The organism is Pseudomonas sp. JS3066 (assembly GCF_036328175.1).
Classification (GTDB): domain Bacteria; phylum Pseudomonadota; class Gammaproteobacteria; order Pseudomonadales; family Pseudomonadaceae; genus Metapseudomonas.
This window is the reverse complement of the sequence record NZ_CP143312.1, coordinates 2667525-2686645: the sequence shown is the minus strand read 5'-3', so window position 1 is coordinate 2686645 and position 19121 is coordinate 2667525. Positions and strand designations below refer to the sequence as shown.

At 63.9% G+C, this 19121-nt stretch carries 13 protein-coding genes; 5 read left to right on the top strand and 8 right to left on the bottom strand.

Going from position 1 to position 19121, the window contains the following annotated elements; genetic code table 11:
• Positions 1-319 precede the first annotated feature (319 nt).
• The 6 genes from SA496_RS12470 to SA496_RS12445 all read right to left on the bottom strand — a co-directional run bounded on the left by SA496_RS12470 (position 320) and on the right by SA496_RS12445 (position 9218).
• Positions 320-874, bottom strand: coding sequence for a hypothetical protein (locus SA496_RS12470; RefSeq protein ID WP_120650939.1), 555 nt, complete (start codon positions 872-874; stop codon positions 320-322).
• Positions 875-1102: 228 nt separating this feature from the next.
• Positions 1103-2221, bottom strand: coding sequence for a glycine cleavage system aminomethyltransferase GcvT (gene gcvT / locus SA496_RS12465; RefSeq protein ID WP_330114304.1), 1119 nt, complete (start codon positions 2219-2221; stop codon positions 1103-1105).
• 127 nt (positions 2222-2348) lie between these two features.
• On the bottom strand, positions 2349-3725 hold the full coding sequence (locus SA496_RS12460) for an L-serine ammonia-lyase (RefSeq protein WP_330115503.1): 1377 nt from the start codon (positions 3723-3725) through the stop codon (positions 2349-2351).
• A gap of 185 nt (positions 3726-3910) precedes the next feature.
• A complete protein-coding gene (gene gcvP, locus SA496_RS12455) occupies positions 3911-6775 on the bottom strand; it encodes an aminomethyl-transferring glycine dehydrogenase (protein WP_330115502.1) in 2865 nt (954 codons plus the stop codon).
• Between the two features lie 9 nt (positions 6776-6784).
• Complete coding sequence (gene gcvH, locus SA496_RS12450; protein ID WP_120650943.1) at positions 6785-7162, bottom strand: glycine cleavage system protein GcvH; 378 nt, start codon at positions 7160-7162, stop codon at positions 6785-6787.
• 532 nt (positions 7163-7694) lie between these two features.
• Complete coding sequence (locus tag SA496_RS12445; protein ID WP_120650944.1) at positions 7695-9218, bottom strand: sigma-54-dependent transcriptional regulator; 1524 nt, start codon at positions 9216-9218, stop codon at positions 7695-7697.
• A gap of 148 nt (positions 9219-9366) precedes the next feature.
• Between SA496_RS12445 and gloA the strand changes: the two genes are divergently transcribed.
• Complete coding sequence (gene gloA / locus SA496_RS12440) at positions 9367-9879, top strand: lactoylglutathione lyase (protein WP_330115501.1); 513 nt, start codon at positions 9367-9369, stop codon at positions 9877-9879.
• 92 nt (positions 9880-9971) lie between these two features.
• Here the strand turns inward: gloA and SA496_RS12435 are convergent, their stop codons facing one another.
• The gene (locus SA496_RS12435) at positions 9972-10196 is read right to left on the bottom strand and encodes a hypothetical protein (RefSeq protein ID WP_120650946.1); all 225 of its coding nucleotides are present in this window, start codon (positions 10194-10196) and stop codon (positions 9972-9974) included.
• 405 nt (positions 10197-10601) lie between these two features.
• Positions 10602-10928, bottom strand: a complete 327-nt coding sequence (locus SA496_RS12430; protein ID WP_120650947.1) for a hypothetical protein — start codon at positions 10926-10928, stop codon at positions 10602-10604.
• 124 nt (positions 10929-11052) lie between these two features.
• Between SA496_RS12430 and pqqF the strand changes: the two genes are divergently transcribed.
• The 4 genes from pqqF (at position 11053) to nahK (ending at position 19008) form a co-directional block, all read left to right on the top strand.
• Positions 11053-13620: a pyrroloquinoline quinone biosynthesis protein PqqF gene (gene pqqF / locus SA496_RS12425; protein WP_330115500.1), complete on the top strand. Its 2568-nt coding sequence runs from the start codon at positions 11053-11055 to the stop codon at positions 13618-13620.
• A 255-nt stretch (positions 13621-13875) separates the two neighbouring features.
• On the top strand, positions 13876-15054 hold the full coding sequence (locus tag SA496_RS12420; RefSeq protein ID WP_120650949.1) for a porin: 1179 nt from the start codon (positions 13876-13878) through the stop codon (positions 15052-15054).
• 230 nt (positions 15055-15284) lie between these two features.
• Positions 15285-16451: a nitric oxide-sensing protein NosP gene (gene nosP, locus SA496_RS12415; protein ID WP_120650950.1), complete on the top strand. Its 1167-nt coding sequence runs from the start codon at positions 15285-15287 to the stop codon at positions 16449-16451.
• Entirely contained in the window at positions 16381-19008 is a 2628-nt protein-coding gene (gene nahK, locus SA496_RS12410; protein WP_178123497.1) for a hybrid sensor histidine kinase/response regulator NahK/ErcS', read from the top strand. The genes nosP and nahK overlap by 71 nt, the downstream gene beginning before the upstream one ends.
• The last annotated feature ends 113 nt before the right edge of the window (positions 19009-19121 follow it).

Genomic DNA, 19121 nt, shown 5'->3' with positions numbered 1-19121 from the left:
GCCTGCCATGGATGCAGTGCTCCAGGGCTCTTTTTCCCCATCCATTCCCACGAAGGTGCAGGCCGCAAAGGGTGAATCTGTTTGCACGGCCAATGCGCCAATAAGCCGACTAAAGACCTCTCATTTGCGGTGCGCAATCCGCGTTCCGGCAGTATTTTGTCGCTTTTGGTGGCCAGTGGCTTCTGGCTCTAGGTGTGGCGCAGATTGTTTCTAAATGTTTCTGGAAGACGGGCGGCGGGGATTGGAGGGCAGGCGGTAGAGCGGTTGGCGCGGGGTGAAGGCGACCGGAAAAGGAGCGATTCCGGTCGCGTGCGGCGGGTTATTTGTACTTATCGTGGAACAGTGCGATCTGCTTAACCGGCTTGGGCTCTTCCTTGGCCAGTACATAGACCACGCGCTGACCTTCAGGCCCGCCGCCGATGTCGACGTAGCTGAAGGTGGGTTCGCCGATGCGGTACATGTCCATCATGTCGCCGTAGCGGCTGAATACGTAAATGATGCCTTCCTCATCACGCATTTCGCCGTAGAAGGGCTGCGCTGGCGGCAGGCTGATGTCGAGGAAGCGCTTGGCGGAAAGGGTCTTTACGTCCTTGCCCTGATCGGCGGCTTTCAGTACCAGGATGATGTCGCGGCCGAACCCGTCCTGCTTGCCGGCGCTCTGCTTGATCGGAGCAGTGCCGCTCTTCACGAATTCGCGGTAGGTGGCGTAGTCGTCGAAGACGAACAGTTCCTTCTCGGTGCGGATCTGGTACCAGTCCTCGTTGTCCAGGGCTACCGGCTTGGCGGGGGCCGGGGCTTGTACGGCGCAGGCGCCAAGGGTGGCGGCCAGCAGCGCCGCAGCCAAGGGCTTGATCAGGTTCTTCTTGTGGTTCATCGGAGGTCCTCCCCAGGAAAGTTGAGCAGAGAATCTGCCTGCGCTGGATGACCGGTTGATGACGGCTTTGTGTCGCTGTGATGAAAAGGAGAAGGCTTTGTTTTTCAGCGGGTTGGATCGATTTCTTGAGAGCTGATCTGCGCTCGTAGTGTTGGCAAGAAAAAAGGGTGAAGGCCTGCGCCATCACCCTTCAAGGCCCCGCCGTGACGGGGCGTTGGGGACTCTGTATCAGCCGCGGTAGTAACGCTGCGGCACGAAGGGCGTCTTGGCCACTTTCATCGCCACGCGCTTGCCGCGCACCAGGGCCCAGACCTCGCTGTCCACGGCGGCATGGCTGGTGCTCACGTAGCCCATGGCGACCGGGGCGCCCAGGCTGGGGCCGAAGCCACCGCTGGAAACGCGGCCGATCACCGTGCCGTCGGCGTCGACGATCTCGGCGCCTTCGCGCACCGGCACACGTTCCTGCGGCAGCAGACCGACGCGCTTGCTCGGCACGCCATCGCGCTGCTGGGCGAAGACCCGACCGGCGCCAGGGAAATTGCCGGCGCGCAGGCCGTCGGCGCGGCGGGCCTTGGAGATGGCCCAGAGCAGGCTGGCTTCCACCGGGGTGGTGGCGGGGCTCATGTCATGGCCGTAGAGGCACAGGCCGGCTTCCAGGCGCAGCGAGTCGCGCGCGCCAAGGCCGATCGGCTGGACTTCCGGCTGGGCCAGCAGGGTGCGTGCCAGGGCTTCGGCCTGGGCCACGGGCACGGAAATCTCGTAGCCGTCCTCGCCGGTGTAGCCGGAGCGGCTGACGTAGCACTCGACGCCCTCCAGGCGCACGCTGCCGAACTGCATGAAGGTCATCTTCTGCACTTCCGGGGCGAGGCGGCCGAGTACCGCGGCGGCCGCCGGACCTTGCAGGGCGAGCAGGGCGCGGGAGTCGAACAGCGATTCGATTTCGCACTGCTCGGCGAGGTGTTGCTTGAGGTGCGCCAGGTCCTGTTCCTTGCAGGCGGCGTTGACCACCAGGAACAGGGTGTCGTCCGCCAGGCGGGCGACCATCAGGTCGTCGAGGATGCCGCCGTTCTCGTCGGTGAACATCGCGTAGCGCTGGGTGCCCACCGGCAGGTCGAGGATGTCCACCGGCACCAGGCTCTCCAGGGCGCGGGCGGCGTTGTCGCCACGCAGGATGACCTGGCCCATGTGCGAGACGTCGAACAGGCCGGCCTGCTCGCGGGTGTGCAGGTGTTCCTTGAGCACGCCGAGGGGGTATTGCACCGGCATGTCGTAGCCGGCGAAGGGCACCATGCGGGCGCCGAGTTCGAGGTGCAGGGCGTGCAGCGGGGTCTTGGCGAGGTCGGTCATGTAAGGCTCCAAAGCAAAAGTCGGTGCGGGTTGGGGCAGCCCTCTCCCCCGGCCCCTCTCCCTGAAGGGCGGGGGGAGACAAGCTCCCTCTCCCGCGTGCGGGAGAGGGCTGGGGAGAAGGTGCTCTTCAGCATTCGATGATGTTCACGGCGAGGCCGCCGCGGGCGGTTTCCTTGTACTTGCTCTTCATGTCGGCACCGGTCTGGCGCATGGTGCGGATCACCTTGTCGAGCGAAATGAAGTGCTGGCCGTCACCGCGCAAGGCCATGCGCGCGGCGTTGATGGCCTTCACCGAACCCATGGCGTTGCGTTCGATGCAGGGCACCTGGACCAGGCCGCCGACCGGGTCGCAGGTCAGCCCGAGGTTGTGCTCCATGCCGATCTCGGCGGCGTTCTCCACCTGCTGCGGGGTGCCGCCGAGGACTTCGCAGAGGGCGCCGGCGGCCATCGAGCAGGCCACGCCGACCTCGCCCTGGCAGCCGACTTCGGCACCGGAGATGGAGGCGTTCTCCTTGTAGAGGATGCCGATGGCGGCGGCGGTGAGCAGGAAGCGCTCGACGCCGTCGTCGTTGGCGCCGGGCACGAAGCGGCTGTAGTAGTGCAGCACCGCCGGGACGATGCCGGCCGCGCCGTTGGTGGGCGCGGTGACCACGCGGCCGCCGGTGGCGTTTTCCTCGTTCACCGCGAGGGCATAGAGGTTGACCCAGTCGAGCACCGAGAGGCTGTCCTTGAGGCTGGCCTCCGGGTGTTCGCTGAGCTGGCGGTAGAGCGCGGCGGCGCGGCGCTTGACCTTGAGTCCGCCGGGCATGATGCCTTCCTTGCGGCAGCCGGTGGTGACGCAGTCCTGCATCACCTGCCAGATCTTCATCAGCCCGGCGCTGGTTTCCTCGGGGGTGCGCCAGGCCTTCTCGTTCTCGCGCATCAGGCCACTGACGGCGAGCCCGCTGGCGCTGCACTGGGCGAGCATGTCGCGCCCGGTCTTGAACGGATAGGGCAGCGGCGTGCGGTCCTCGACGATGCGATCCAGGCCGGCGGCTTCCTCATCGACGACGAAGCCGCCGCCCACCGAGTAGTACTCGCGGGCGCGGATCTGGATGCCGGCGGCATCGAAGGCGCGGAAGATCATGCCGTTGGGGTGGTAGGGGAGCGGCTTGCGGATCAGCGCCAGGTGTTCCTTTTCCACGAAGTGGATGGGTTTCTCGCCCCCCAGACGCAGTTCGCCGCGCTGGCGGATGGCCGCGAGGCGCTCGTCCACTCGTTCGGTATCGACGGTGTCCGGCTGTTCGCCTTCCAGGCCGAGCAGCACGGCCTTGTCGCTGCCGTGGCCCTTGCCGGTGGCGCCGAGGGAGCCGTACAGCTCGACTTTCAGGCTGTGGGTGTCGACCAGCAGGTTCTCACGGCGCAGGCCATCGACGAATCGCGCGGCGGCGCGCATCGGGCCTACGGTGTGGGAGCTGGAGGGGCCAATGCCAATCTTGAACAGGTCGAAGACGCTGAGGGACATGTGGCACTCCTGAGCGATTGCTCGGCTTTTCTTATTAGTCAGCGTAGACAGCCCGGCGGATCGGACCCGAGGGCCCGACCGCCGTGCTCCTTGTCTTGTGTCCGGTCGCTGTAGGAGCGAGCTTGCTCGCGAATGGCTCCGGCAGAGCGCTTCGCCAGCAAGCTGGCTCCTGCAGAGGAGCGCGGTCAGGCGTCCTGGTAGGCCTCGATGGACGGGCAGGCGCAGACCAGGTTGCGGTCGCCGTAGACGTTGTCCACTCGGCCCACCGGCGGCCAGTACTTGCCGTCCACCAGGCTGGCGCTGGGGTACACGGCGAGTTCGCGGCTGTAGCGGTGGGTCCACTCGCCGACCAGTTCCTGGGCGGTGTGCGGGGCGTTCTTCAGCGGGTTGTCGTCCTTGTCCAGTTCGCCGTTCTCCACCGCGCGGATTTCCTCGCGGATGCGGATCATGGCGTCGCAGAAGCGGTCCAGCTCTTCCTTCGACTCGCTTTCGGTGGGCTCGATCATCAGCGTGCCGGGCACCGGGAAGGACATGGTCGGGGCGTGGAAGCCGTAGTCGATCAGGCGCTTGGCGACGTCGTCGACGCTGATGCCGCTGGTTTCCTTGAGCGGACGCAGGTCGAGGATGCACTCGTGGGCCACCAGGCCGTTGCTGCCGGTGTAGAGCACCGGGTAGTGCTCTTCCAGGCGGCGGGCGATGTAGTTGGCGTTGAGGATCGCCATCTGGGTGGCGCGGCGCAGGCCTTCGCCGCCCATCATGCGGATGTACATCCAGGTGATCGGCAGGATGCTGGCGCTGCCGAACGGCGCGGCGCTGACCGCGCCGTCCTTGCGTGCCATGTGCGCGTGGCCGGGCAGGAAGGGCGCCAGGTGGGCCTTCACGCCGATCGGGCCGACGCCGGGGCCGCCGCCGCCGTGGGGGATGCAGAAGGTCTTGTGCAGGTTCAGGTGCGAGACGTCGCCGCCGAACTGGCCCGGGGCGCAGAGGCCGACCATGGCGTTCATGTTGGCGCCGTCGATGTACACCTGGCCGCCGTTGGCGTGGATGATGTCGCAGATTTCGCGGATGCCTTCCTCGAACACGCCGTGGGTCGACGGGTAGGTGATCATCAGCGCGGCGAGGCGCTCCTGGTGCTCCTCGGCCTTGGCCTTGAGGTCGGCGATATCGACGTTGCCGCGGGCGTCGCAGGCGGTCACCACCACGCGCATGCCGACCATGCTGGCGGTGGCCGGGTTGGTGCCGTGGGCCGACTGCGGGATCAGGCAGATGTCGCGCTGGTCGTCGCCACGGCTGAGGTGGTAGGCGCGGATCGCCAGCAGGCCGGCGTACTCGCCCTGGGAGCCGGCGTTGGGCTGCAGGGACACGGCGTCATAGCCGGTGGCCTGGCAGAGCATGGCTTCCAGCTCGCGGGTCAGTTCCAGGTAGCCCTGGGACTGTTCGGCCGGGGCGAAGGGGTGCAGGGCGCCGAACTCGGCCCAGGTCACCGGGATCATTTCGCTGGCGGCGTTCAGCTTCATGGTGCAGGAGCCCAGCGGGATCATGCTGCGGTCCAGCGCCAGGTCCTTGTCGGCGAGCTTGCGCAGGTAGCGCATCAGCTCGGTTTCCGAGTGGTAGCGGTTGAATACCGGGTGGCTGAGGATCGCGCTCTGGCGCAGCAGGGCGGCCGGCAGGCGGCTGGCGACCGTGGCGGCCAGTTCGGCGAAGACCGGCAGGGCCTGGCCGTCGGCGAAGAGTGCCCAGAGCTGCTCGACGTCGGCCTGGGTGGTGGTCTCGTCAAGGGACAGGCCGAGGCGCACGGCATCCACTTCACGCAGGTTGAGGTGCTGGGCGCGGGCCTGGGCGTGCCGGTCGGCGGTCTTGGCGCCGGTGGCCAGGGTCAGGGTGTCGAAGAAGGCTTCCTGCTCGACGGCAACCCCCAGCTGGGTCAGGCCGGCGGCGAGGATGGCGGTCAGCTGGTGCACGCGCCGGGCGATGCGGGTCAGGCCCTGCGGACCGTGGTAGACGGCGTACATGCTGGCGATGTTGGCCAGCAGCACCTGCGCGGTGCAGATGTTGCTGGTGGCCTTCTCGCGGCGGATGTGCTGTTCGCGGGTCTGCATGGCCAGGCGCAGGGCCGGCTTACCGTGGCGGTCGATGGAGACGCCGACCAGGCGGCCCGGCATGTCGCGCTTGAAGTTGTCGCGGGTGGCGAAGTAGGCCGCGTGCGGGCCGCCGAAGCCCAGCGGCACGCCGAAGCGCTGGGCGCTGCCGAGGGCGACGTCGGCACCGAACTCGCCGGGCGGGGTGAGCAGGGTCAGGGCCAGCAGGTCGGCGGCGACGGCGACCAGGGCGCCGGCGGCGTGGAAGCGCGCCACCAGCTCGCGGTAGTCGAAGAGGTCGCCGTTGGCGGCGGGGTACTGCAGCAGGGCGCCGAAGTAGGCGCTGGCGTCGCTGAGCTCACGCTCGTCGCCGATCACCACTTCGATGCCCAGCGGCTCGGCGCGGGTGCGCAGCACGTCGAGGGTCTGCGGGTGGCAGTGCTGGGAGGCGAAGAAGGCGTTGCTGGCCTTGTTCTTCGCCAGGCGCTTGCAGAAGGTCATGGCTTCGGCGGCGGCGGTGCCTTCGTCGAGCAAGGAGGCGTTGGCCACCGGCAGGCCGGCGAGGTCGCTGACCAGGGTCTGGAAGTTCAGCAGGGCTTCCAGGCGGCCCTGGGAGATTTCCGGCTGGTAGGGGGTGTAGGCGGTGTACCAGGCGGGGTTTTCCAGCAGGTTGCGGAGGATCGGGCTGGGGGTGTGGCAAGGGTAGTAGCCCTGGCCGATGTAGCTCTTGAACAGCTGGTTCTTCGCGGCGATGGCCTTGATCGCGGCGAGCGCTTCGGCCTCGCCCTGGCCGGCTGGCAGGTCGAGCACGCTGGTGCCCTTGATGCTGTCGGGGATGACGCTTGCGGTCAGCCCTTCGATGTCTTCATAACCGAGCAGAGCCAGCATGGCCTTGGTATCGGCGTCGCGCGGGCCGATGTGGCGGGCGATGAATTCGTTGGTGGTGCCGAGGGCAGGGGTTTCGATGGTCATGGTCGCTCCTCAGCCGTTGGCTTTCAGCAGGTTTTCGTAGCCGGCCTGGTCGAGGAGGCCGTCGAGGATGCTGGCGTCGGCCAGCTGCATGCGGAAGAACCAGCCTTTACCGAGGGGTTCTTCGTTGACCAGTTCCGGGCTGTCGGCCAATTGCTGGTTCACTTCGATCACTTCACCGTCGAGAGGCATGACGATGTTGCTGGCGGCTTTCACCGATTCCAGTACGGCGACTTCTTCGCCTTGGGTGTAAGCCTGCAGTTCCGGGAGTTGAACGAAGACCACGTCGCCCAGCGCGTCTTGCGCGTACTCGGTAATGCCGACGGTAACGCTGCCGTCTTCTTCAAGGCGCAGCCATTCGTGGTCGGCGGTGAAACGCAAATCGCTCATTCTTGGTCCTCAACTCGTATGACGCGCCTGTTTCTGATGCCAGGCGCTTAGCCCCGCACGCGGTCATGGCCGCGCGCTGTTGCCCGGCCTTTAGCAAGGGCAATGCCAGAAGGTGTAAAGCCTTTAAAATCAATGCTTTGAATGGTTTTTATGAAGATTTACGCGAATCTGGCTGTAGCGAAATCGCTACGGTGAAGAAAGGGATTTTCATGAGGGCTGAGCCGAAGCCAGAGATGACGGGGGTTGTGATGTCTTGTTGCGGAATCGTTACGCTGTAGCGATATCGCTACAGGTGTGTTTTGATGTGTATGTAACGGCTTATAAATCAATAGGATAGATAGTTTTTATGATGCTTTGGATTAATTTTTTATTCTCTGTAGCAGCGAATTCATTCGCGAATGCCCTTGCAGCGCGCTCTGAGAGCTGCCGGTCAGGCTAATCGGCCTGCGTCGCGAATGAATTCGTCTCTGCATCTTCGCATGAAAAATTTATCTATTAATCAATAAGATAGATTGTCTATCTAGAAAATTTATTAAGATTTTCCGGGAATGCCGTACTTGCGCAGCCGGTGGGCAATGGCGGTGTGGGAGGTTTGTAGCCGGGCAGCCAGTTGGCGCGTAGAGGGGTAAGTGACGAAGAGCTTTTCCAGCAGCGCCCGTTCGAAGTTCTCCACGGCTTCTTCCAGGCTGTTCACCTCGCCATCGCTCGCCCGCGCCACGGCGGTGCCGGCAATATCCAGGTCGCCGATTTCCACCAGGCTGCTTTCGCAGATGGCTGCGGCTCGGAAGATCACGTTCTGCAGCTGGCGCACGTTGCCCGGCCAGCGGTTGCCGAGTAGTGCCTGGAACGTACCCGGTGCCAGGCGGCAAGCCGGGCGTTGGATCTGGGTGCAGGCCTGCTGCATGAAGAAGCGCGCCAGCAGCAGGATGTCCTGCCCGCGTTCCCGCAGCGGAGGCACTTCCAGGTTGAGCACATTGAGGCGGTAGAAGAGGTCTTCGCGGAATGTGCCTTCGCTGACCATCTTTTCCAGGTTCCGGTGAGTGGCGCTGAGAATGCGCACGTCCACCTTGATCTCGCGATCGCCGCCCACCCGGCGGAAGGTGCCGTCGCTGAGGAAGCGCAGCAGCTTGGCCTGCAGGTAAGGCGACATTTCGCCGATCTCGTCGAGGAACACCGTGCCCTGGTGGGCCAGCTCCAGCAGACCGGGCTTGCCGCCGCGCTGGGCGCCGGTGAAGGCGCCTGGGGCATAGCCGAACAGCTCGCTTTCCGCCAGGTTTTCCGGTAGCGCCGCGCAATTCAGTGCCAGGAAGGGTTGGTTTCGACGGGTGCTCGCGGCATGGCAGGCGCGGGCCACCAGTTCCTTGCCGGTACCGGTTTCACCATGGATCAGCAGCGGCGCGTCGAGCGATGCCACGCGCTGGGCGCGAGTCTTGAGGGTGGCCATGGGTGCCGAGTCGCCCAGCAGCGCATCGAAGCCTTCCGCGGCATGGTCGTGGTGCAGCGCCGAGAGGCGCTCGCCGATGCGATTGGGCTGGTAGAGCGTCAGTAGGGCGCCAGTCAGGTGGTCACCCTCGGTAATGGGGACTGCGTCCAGCAGCAGTGCCTGGCCCTTGAGCGTGATTTCCCGCAGGGGGAGCCGGAAGCTGTGCTCCAGCAGTGCACTGTGCAGGCTGTCGTCACCAAACAGCTGCGCCAGTGGCCGGCCCTCCGGTTCGTCACCATAAAGGGCGATCAGTGCCGGGTTGGCCAGTAGGATGCGGCCCGCGCCATCCACGGCAAGTACCGGGTCGGTCATCGCCGCCAGCAGTGCATCGAGCTGCAGGCGCCGGCGCTGACCGGGAAGGATGTCCACCACCGTCACTTCCTGCACACCTTGCACCGCATGCAGGGCCTCGCGCAGCTCGTCGAGCACTTCGGGGCTGAGGGTGGGGGCGTCGATGTAGACGTTGGGCGGAACCATCTCGACCGCATCCAGGTTGAGATTACGGCCGCCGAGCAGGGCCAGGACCTCCTGGGTGATGCCGACGCGGTCGATGAAGGTGACGTGAATTCGCATGGAAACGCTGGGCTGGCGATTTGAAGGGGCGAATTATGCCCGGTCTGTCGTCCTTAGGTAACAGGCCGTCGTGGTTGTAGTAGTCCGGTATTACCCGTCGCGTAGGTGGTTCTGGTCGAATGGCGCCTCGCATTCGAGGAGTAGCGCGATGACCTTCAACACCGAAGTCCAGCCCGGCGTTTGCCTGGAGCCGGACACCGTGACCCAGGACTACGTCTTCAACCACAGCATGCTCAGGGTGAAGGACCCTCAGCGCTCCCTGGACTTCTACACCCGTGTGCTGGGTATGCGCCTGTTGCGTCGACTGGACTTCGAGCAGGGGCGCTTCTCTCTTTATTTTCTGGCCATGACTCGGGGTGACGACGTGCCGGAAGACGTTGCGGATCGCCAGGCCTATGCCTTCAGCCGTTCAGGGGTTCTGGAGCTGACGCACAACTGGGGCACCGAGAGCGATGACAGCGCGTACCACAACGGCAATAGCGAGCCGCGCGGCTTTGGCCACATCTGCTTCGCTGTGCCCGACATCAAGGCCGCCTGTGCGCGCTTCGAGGCGCTGGGCGTGAGCTTCGTCAAGCCGCTGGACAGGGGCATGGCAAACATCGCCTTCATCGGCGACCCGGATGGTTATTGGATCGAGATCGTCCAGCCTGGGTTGGTCTGAGAGCGGCACAGGGGGCAACTACCCACGAAGAGGGCCCCGTTGCCCATGAAAAAGCCCCGCATTTGCGGGGCTTTTCATTTTTGGCTGTTTCATCAGCAGGTCAGGGCTCTCTGTGCCCGGTCGATCACGTTCTTCAAGTGATCGGCGTCGCCATAATGCTCCGGGTACAAACGTTCGCTGTGACGGGCAACACCAAACTCGTTGACGATGGTGAAGCTGAAATTGCCATTGCGAGCGGCAGTGATATGGCAAGTGAACGGCGCAAATGCGTGGGTCAGGGTGCTGATTGCAGCTTGTGCTTGATGATGGATAGTCATCGTGTTGCTTCCTTCGTTTTGCGGCCATGGGCCGCCAGACAATGGCTCCGAATCCGCCGAGCAACAGACTCTGGTCGGATGATCCTTATCGGAGCAAGGGTGCCGGCATGAAGTTCCCCGATCGGGATCAAGCTCTGGCAGCTGGTACTTGGGATGCCAGGTGCTGCGCCGGGCAAGGGTCTGGCTCGGCTGGCAGTCCTGGTCAATCTACCGTGCGTTCATGACAGCTTTGCTGCATCGCTTCAGGGCGGGAGCTGCTGTCTTACAGGCGGCGGGGGTGGCCATGTCCCTTTGGCAAGGCTCGTTCGGAATCGAATGAGCGAGGGATCGGAGGGCCGGATTGACTTACAACTTGGTACTAACGGCGGCGACCGTAATGGATCTCTTCGCAAAAATCAAGCCATTTTAGTGGCTCTGCGGCAATTGGCTGATGTTGATTTCGGTGACGAGGGACGTCCGTGCCGGTGGCGTGCGGGCGAGCAGGGGGCAGAAACGGTCCAGCGACTGGATCAGGTCCCACTGCAGTTCCAGGTCATGGCCAAGGCCGGTTACCTGGTCGAGCAGGCCCACGGAGGCTGCTTGCAGGTTGTTGTCGGTGGAGCCGGCCATGCTGGCGGTGACTTTGGCCAGCAGTGTGGTGATTGCCGTCATGTTACGTGTGGTGAGGGCCAGGATATTGGCCAGCAAGGCAATTTCGCTTTGCGGTATTTGTTGTTCGGGAATCTGGTCCATGAATGCTCCGCTAGGGCCATCAGTCCATATGGCGATGCGCCATTATCGATCTGAGATAGTTGTCACAACGATGGAGTCACGTTGACAACTGATGCTGGGAAATCTCTGAACAGCTTGTAGGAGAATGGCTATCTCTCTCGGGGATATGACGCAGACTCATCGGTCTAGTTCCAAAGCAGCATTGCCACGACTTTGGTCGGGTTCGAATCTAGGATCGTTCCCCTCTGGTATCCGGCCTGTCATGCCCCGTCATATTGAATCCACCGCGCAGCAGCGATCACAGGATGTGCACCTGGCAAACGGCCTTCAGGGGTGCCTGGTGTACCGGCCCGGTACAGCAATGTGTGCTGTTCTGGTGGATATAGAGGGCGGTAGCCACGACGAACCGGCCGAGTACCCCGGACTTGCACACTTTCTCGAACATCTCGTGTTTCTCGGCAGCCGCGATTTTCCGCCGGAGCAGAGCCTGATTCCCTTCGTCCAGCGCCTGGGCGGGCGGGTCAATGCCAGTACCCAGGCGCGCCAGACACGCTTCTTTTGCGAAGTACCGGCAACGCACCTTGACCAGGCACTGGCGCGGCTGATGGACATGCTCGCGCATCCCTTGTTGGCGACGGAGGCCATATGGCGCGAGCGTGACGTGCTGCAAGCCGAGTACAGCGCCCGTACGCAGGACCGACAGACCCTTTGCGAAGCGGCACTGGCATGGGCCCTGGCGCCCGGTCACCCGCTGGCGGACTTCCACGCGGGCCATGCTGCCAGCCTGGACCTGCAATCGCCTGCATTCTTGCCGACGCTCCGGCGATTCCACCGGGAACACTACCTGCCTGGTCACATGCGCCTGACATTAGTGGCGCCGCAGTCGTTGGAGCAGCAACTCGAGCTCGCTCGGCGCCATGGTGAATCGCTGCTGGCGGGAAAGCATCTGCCCGTACCGGGCGCGCCATCCCTGCTGCCCTTGCGTGAGAAACGGCTTCGCCTCGGGCTGCCAGGTGGCTCTGAAAATCTGCTTTTGGCCTTTGCGCTGGAACAGCAGGGGGCCGCTCTGGAAGCCGCCGTTGCCTTTCTCGACAGCCTGATTCAGGACGAGGCGCCTGGTGGATTGCAGGCAAGGCTCGGCTTTCTCGAACTGAGCGACGGCGTGAAGGTGCGCCTTTCTTACGCCCATCGCGGGCAGGGCCTGTTGCTGATGGACTTCGATCGGGTGCCGGGCGCGGATTGTGCTCGACTGGAGTCGGAAGTGCTGGGCTGGCTGGCCTTCCTGCGCGCCGCAGCGCCTTGGCCGGGGGTCTGGGAGGAGCGGCTGGAGATCCTGCAGCGCAGGATCGATCGCCTGGAGCCGCTGGAAGTCGCGATGGCACCAGGGCTTCCAGAGCCGGCGGATGTGCGTTCGCTGCTGGACGAGATGCGGGAAGAGCGTCTGATACGCCTTGAAACCAGTACGTCAATCGGTACGCCAAACGTGGAGTCAGCAGGTTTCCCCTTGCACCTGGAGCGTCTGGACGTCTGCTCTGGAGCGCACTCCATCAATCGATGGCAACTTCCGCCCGCCAATCCCTACCTGAGTCCGACAGCCCCCGCATCAGCGGCGGACCCGCTGCTGACTTTGCTGCCGGAACTACCGGACGCCCCAGGGCAAGGCGCACTGTTCCTGCACTGGAGCCCCGGTGGAGGAGGATTGCCTCATGGGCTAGCCCATGGCTTGCAGCGAGCGCTGCGGCCGCTCCTGAGTGCCGCAGCCCTGGCGGAAGTAGAAGGTGAGCTGCAGGTGGTCCGCGGCGGCTTGACGTTGGCTCTGCAGGGTGAGGCGCGAGCACTGCGCCAGGTTGCCGGCGACGCGCTGCCCATTTTGCAGGCTCCTCCGCTCTGGGCGCTGGCCCAGGGGCCGCGTTTGCAACTAAGCGAGCTGCGCCGCCAGGCTGGCGAGCTTCCCATCCGCCAGTTGCTGCAACGGCTGCCGGGCGTGCTCGACGATGCATCGACGGAAGCACCAGGCGTGCTCGATCCGGAATCACTGGCGCGCTTCTGGTGGCGATCGCGTTGGCAAGGGTTGGGCTTGGGAGATGTGGCCGTGGATGCCGACTTGCCGGGCTTGCCAGCGTTCCCCAGGAGGGCGGCGGGGGGGGGTAGACGCACCTGGCATCGACTGGATGTGGAAGGTGAAGCGGCGTTGCTGCTGTTCTATCCCCTTGAATCCCTCAGTGCGGAGTCCGAGGCCGCCGGACGCCTCCTTGCACGTATATTGGAACCCGCTTTTCACCAGCGCCTGCGCGGTGAACTGCAGCTGGGATATGCGCTGGCCTGTGGCTTCAGGCAGTTCGATGGCTATCGAGGCGTCTTGTTCGCCGTACAGTCGCCATGTGAGACCGTCGCCGGTCTCTACCAGCACATCCAGGAATTCCTTCTGCGACAGCACGAACGCCTGTCACGCCTGGATCAGGCGCAGCTGCACGAGCTGGTCCTGGCCCTTGACCAGCAGTTGGACCGACAAGGCGTGCACTTCGCTACCCATGCCCACCAGTGCTGGCTCGATTACCGGGCCGGCCTGCCGGCCGACCATTCCCAGCAGGTACGCCGCTCTCTGGCGGGACTGCAAACCGCGCGCCTGCTGCAACAGCAGGAGCACCTGATTAAAGGCTTGCGCTGCCAGGCCCTGGCCAACTCCGAAGTCCCTGCATCGAGCTGGTACTGACTCTTCTGATCCACTCCTTTTCCACTCCTGGAGGACGAGCCCGAATGGGCCTCGTCCTTTTGTGCTGTGCCTCGGTCCGTCGGTGTGCGACCTTCGGGGCGCCGGGTCTTAAGTCTTGCCGGTGCGGCTCGCACTACCCGGCCAAAGCAGCGCAGAACCCGTGCCATTGCAGCGTATGGCAGCCCTGATGGGGTTTCGATAATCGCCTCCGACACGACTGGCCTGCCCAGTCGTCAATCCACAGCGGAGAGCGTCATGCACAACAAGAAGATCGCCCAAGCCCGTATGTCCCGCCTCGCCCTCGCGGCAGCGGTAGCCCTGGCCACCCAGCAGGCAGCCGCCGAAATCGTCCTTTATGACCAGGACCAGACCACGTTCTCCACTGACGGCTACGTCAACGCCTTCTATGTGAACAGCGATGTGGACCGTGACGGTGAGCAGTTCGACCGTCGCCAGGCGCGGGTCAAGATGGGGTTCCTGCCCAACTGGATCGGTTTCAACATGGGCAAGCAGGTGGATGACCTCAAGCTCGGCGCCCGTTCATCCTTCTGGGTCACCATCAACGACAGCGAAACCAATGGCACCGCCACTGCCATCGATGTCCGTCAGTTCTACGGCACCGCAGGTGGTGACTGGGGCGAGGTACTGGTGGGCAAGGACTTCGGCCTGTTCGCGCGTTCCAACATCCTGCTCGACGAACTGCTCGCCGGTTACGGCCAGGTCAGCGACACCCTGGGCCTGGTGGATGGCGGCGGCGTGTCCTTCGGCAACATCGGCAGCGGATACCCCTATCCGTTCCCGACTTCACAGATCACCTATCGCAGCCCGAAAACCGACGGCCTGCGTGCCGCCGTGGGCATCATGGACCCGGTGGACACCAATGACGACAGTCCCACCGGCAAGGCCTACCAGGAGAATCCGCGTTTCGAGTCCGAGATCACCTACGAGTTCGACCTGGGTGGCGCGCAGATCTACTCCTGGGTCAACGGCGCCTACCAGACCTCGGAGAATACCGACCCCAACGTCGATAGCGTCACCTCCAAGGGCCTGGGCTATGGCGTACAGGCCAAGATGGGCGCCTTCACCCTGGTGGGTTCAGGTTTCCAGGCCAAGGGCATCAATCCATTCTTCACCAACAACGCCGGCGAACCGACCCTGCGCGAAGTGGACAGCGACGGCTACCTGATGCAGGGCTCCTACCGCTTTGGCAAGAACCGCCTGGCGCTGTCCTACGGCAAGACCAAGGACGATGGTAACGGCGTGGTCAATACCGGCGCCGACTACGAGACCCGTGGCATCGCGCTGTTCCATGACATCAATGACAACCTCAAGCTGGTGGCCGAGTACAACCAGTTCGAAATCGACGGTCATGAAGGTGATGCCCAGAACGAAGACACCGATACCGTCGCCGTGGGTGCCGTGCTGACCTGGTAAACCCTGCTCCAGATTGCTCCGGTTTTGGCGGGAGAGGCTGTGGTCCTCCCGCCTTTTTTATTGAGAGTGTCGGGCACTGACTGCTTTCTCTGGGAGAAGGCCCGGTGCGCACAGCTCTGACCCCCCCTACCTTCGAACTAGTCCGCCCGCTACCCAAGAAGGATGGGGCGCTTCGATGTCTGTCCGTAGAATTTTCCTATCCCGAACAAGCCTATTGAGTGAGACCGAGGATGCTCGAAGTACCGGCAGAGGGCGTCGTCACCGCCATGTCGCTGGCCAGCGAGGCGGAGGCTGTGGCGCAAGACCTGGCACGCCAGCTCATCCACCCGCACCTGGGGGTCGTGCTGTTCTTCTGTTCGGCCGAGTACGACCTGGAAGCCCTGGGCCACGCACTGGAGCAGTATTTCGGCGGCGTACGCCTGGTGGGATGCACCAGCGCGGGGGAAATCACGCCGCAGGGATATGGCCGCAACTGCGTCAGCGCTGTCGGGTTTGATCATCGTACCTTCTCGATCGCCAGCGCTCTGGTGGACGAGATGGATCGATTCGGGCTGATCGACGCCCAGCAACTGGTCGAGCGACTGGTGCAGGACTGCCGGGCCAATTCCCTGGCACCGATCAAGGGCCACAGCTTCGCCCTGACCCTGCTGGACGGCCTGTCCAGCCGCGAAGAGGTGGTGCTGGCGGCGCTCGGTGCCGCGTTCGGCAGCATCCCGCACTTCGGCGGTTCGGCCGCCGATGATCATCACCTCAAGCACACCCACGTCTATTACGAAGGGCGCTTCCATGCGGGCGCAGCGGTGGTGGTGCTAGTCAATACCGCGCTGGATTTCGAGGTGTTCAGCACTCATCACATCCTGCCGGGCACCGAGAAACTCGTGGTCACTCGCGCCGACAACGCCAGCCGCAGGGTTTTCGAGCTCAACGCCGAACCTGCGGCGGAAGTCTATGCGCGGATGACCGGTGTGCCGCTCGAGGCCCTGGACCTGAGAGTGTTTGCTGCGCATCCCCTGGCGGTACGCCTGGGGGATTCGTACTACGTCCGTTCCATACAGCGGGTCAATGCGGATCTCAGTCTGACCTTCTACTGCGCGGTGGAGAACGGCATCGTCCTGACCGCCATGCGCAGGGGGCCAATGCTGCCCAATCTGGAGGCGCTGTTCGAGCGTCTTGGCGAGCGGCTTGGCCCGCCCTTGCTGACCATCGGCTGCGACTGCTTCCTGCGTCGACTGGAAATCGAGAACGACGCAGATGCCGTGGCTCGCACCTCAGAAATCCTGCGTCGGCAGCGGGTCATCGGCTTCAACTCCTATGGAGAGCAGTTCAATGGCATGCACATCAACCAGACCTTCACCGGAGTCGCCATCGGCCGCCGGGGTGGCAATGGATGCCGCTGAGCAGCAGGCGCGCCTGTCTGAGCTCGAGGATGAGAACCGCAAGTTGCGGTGCATCAATGCCGCGTTGATCGAACGGGTGGAGTCCAGCGCTTCGCGCCACGACGACAGCTATGCCGCTTTCCAGCATTCAGTGGTACTGGCCGAGCAGGTGCGCGAGCGAACCGATGCGCTCAATCAGGCCATGGCTGAACTCAAGGCCAGCAACCGGCTGCTGAGCGACGCCCGGTTGCGCGCGGAAACCGCCCACCAGCACCTGATCGACGCCATAGAGAGCATTTCCGACGCCTTCGTGCTATTCGACCGCGATCAGCGCATCGTCCTCTTCAACAGCCGCTTCAAATCCTTCTGGGCCAAGACGCGCGCGCGGATCAGCGCCGGCACCCGGCTTTCGGAAATCCGTCGCCTGGCCGAAAGCACCGGACTCATAGTCGAAGAGCATCGCGGCAGCGATGACAACATCCTCTATCGCTTGCATAACGGCCGCTGGGTGCAGGTCAGCGAACGGCCCACCCGTGAAGGTGGGCTGGTAATCCTCTACACCGATATCACCGAGGTGAAGCAGAGCGAGACCGATCGCCGCGAGCAGGCCCTGGCACAGAAGTCGCGACTGTTGCAGCGCGCCGTGGACAACCTGTCCCAGGGCGTGGCCATGGTCAGCTCCGAGGGCATCCTGGAGCTCTGGAATCATCGCTTCCTTGAACTCTGCGGCCTGGCGCCGGTAGAAGCGCATCGCGCCTTCGCAGGGGTCATGGCCGACAGTGAGCTGCCGTTACTCACACCCGATACCCGCGACGCGAGCGGCCGCCCTGTCCGCGAGATGGAACAACGCTTGTATAACGGCCGGGTGCTGGAGGTCCGCACCCATCCGCTACCCACAGGCGGCTTCGTCAATACCTTCACCGACATCACCGAGCGTTATCGCCATGCTGAGACGCTTGCCGAGAGCGAACGCTGGATTCGCCTGATCACCGACCATGTCCCGGCGCTGATCGCCTACCTCAGCGCCGACCTGGTGTACGAGTTCACCAACAAGGTCTACGAGGAGTGGTACCGCTGGCCGCGCGGCGGGATGCTCGGCCAGACATTGCGCGATGTGCACAGCGATGAGCACTGGCGACGCCTGGAGCCTTATGTGGAGAGGGCGCTGAGTGGCGAAAGCCTGTCCTTCGAGGTCACCGAGACCAACCACAACGGCCAGGAACGTTGCATGCTGCGGTCCTACGTGCCCAATCGATTGGCCAATGGCGAAGTGGTCGGCATCTTTGTGCTGATCCGTGACATCACCGAGCGTCGCCGTACCGCCGAGGCCCTGCACCAGGCCTACCAGAACCTGGAACAGCGGGTCCGCGAGCGCACCACCGAGCTGACCGCGCTGAATAGCCAACTGCGCCGCGAGATCGACGAGCGCACACAGGTCGAGTTGCGCCTGCGGGAGGCGAAGTTCGAAGCCGAAAGGGCCAACCTGTCCAAGACCAAGTTCCTCGCAGCGGTCAGCCACGACCTGCTGCAGCCCCTGAACGCCGCACGGCTGTTCACCAGCGCACTGCTGGAACAGCGCAGCCAGACCTGCAATCTCGCTTTGGTACGCAACGTCAGCAACTCACTGGAGGATGTGGAGAACCTGCTGGGTACCCTGGTGGACATTTCCAAGCTGGATGCCGGGGTGATCAAGCCGGATATCGCGCCGTTCGCGGTGAGCGAGCTGCTCGACAACCTGGCCGTGGAGTATCGCCAGATCGCCGCCAGTGAAGGTTTGCGACTGGACTTCGTGGGCAGCTCAGCCCTGGTGCGAAGCGACCTGCAGCTGCTGGCGCGGATTCTGCGCAACCTGCTCAGCAACGCCATCCGCTACACCCCCTCGGGGCGCATCCTGCTGGGGTGTCGCCGCCGTCGGCAAAGCCTGTGGATCGAGGTGCGTGACACCGGGATCGGCATCGCCCAGGACAAGCTTGGCGAGATCTTCCAGGAGTTCAAGCGTGGTGAAGTGGTGCGCGAGAAGCAGGACCGCGGGCTCGGCCTGGGCCTGGCCATCGTCGAGAAGATCGCCCGCATGCTCGGCCACCGCATTCACGTGTCTTCGGAGCTGGGCAAGGGCTCGTTGTTCGCCGTGGAGGTGCCGCTGGCGCGTCGCGTGCCGCGTCAGAAGCTGCAGCACGACGAACCCCACGCGGTGCTGGAGCGGCTGCAAGGGGCACGGGTCTGGGTGCTGGATAACGACGCAGCCATCTGCGCCGGCATGCGCACACTCCTGGAAGGCTGGGGCTGCCAGGTGACTACCGCGCTGTCAGAGGAAGACCTGGCACGCCAGGTGGAAAACTTCCACGCCGAAGCCGATCTGCTGATCGCCGACTACCACCTGGACAACGACTGCAACGGAGTGGACGCCGTGGCCACCATCAACGCCCGCCGCAGCACGCCGCTTCCGGCCCTGATGATCACCGCCAACTACAGCAACGAACTCAAGCAGCAGATGCGCGAGCTCGGCCACACCCTGATGCACAAGCCGGTGCGGCCCATGAAACTGAAGACAGCCATGAGTCATTTGCTGGAGCGTTGAGGGGATGCGTGTCTATACGATTGCCTTGTATTGACGCGGTTGTGGGTTGTCGCGGGCGGAGTTCAACTTGAGCGAAGCGAAACTCAAAGCCACCGGTCAGGTTCGCTGTTGGG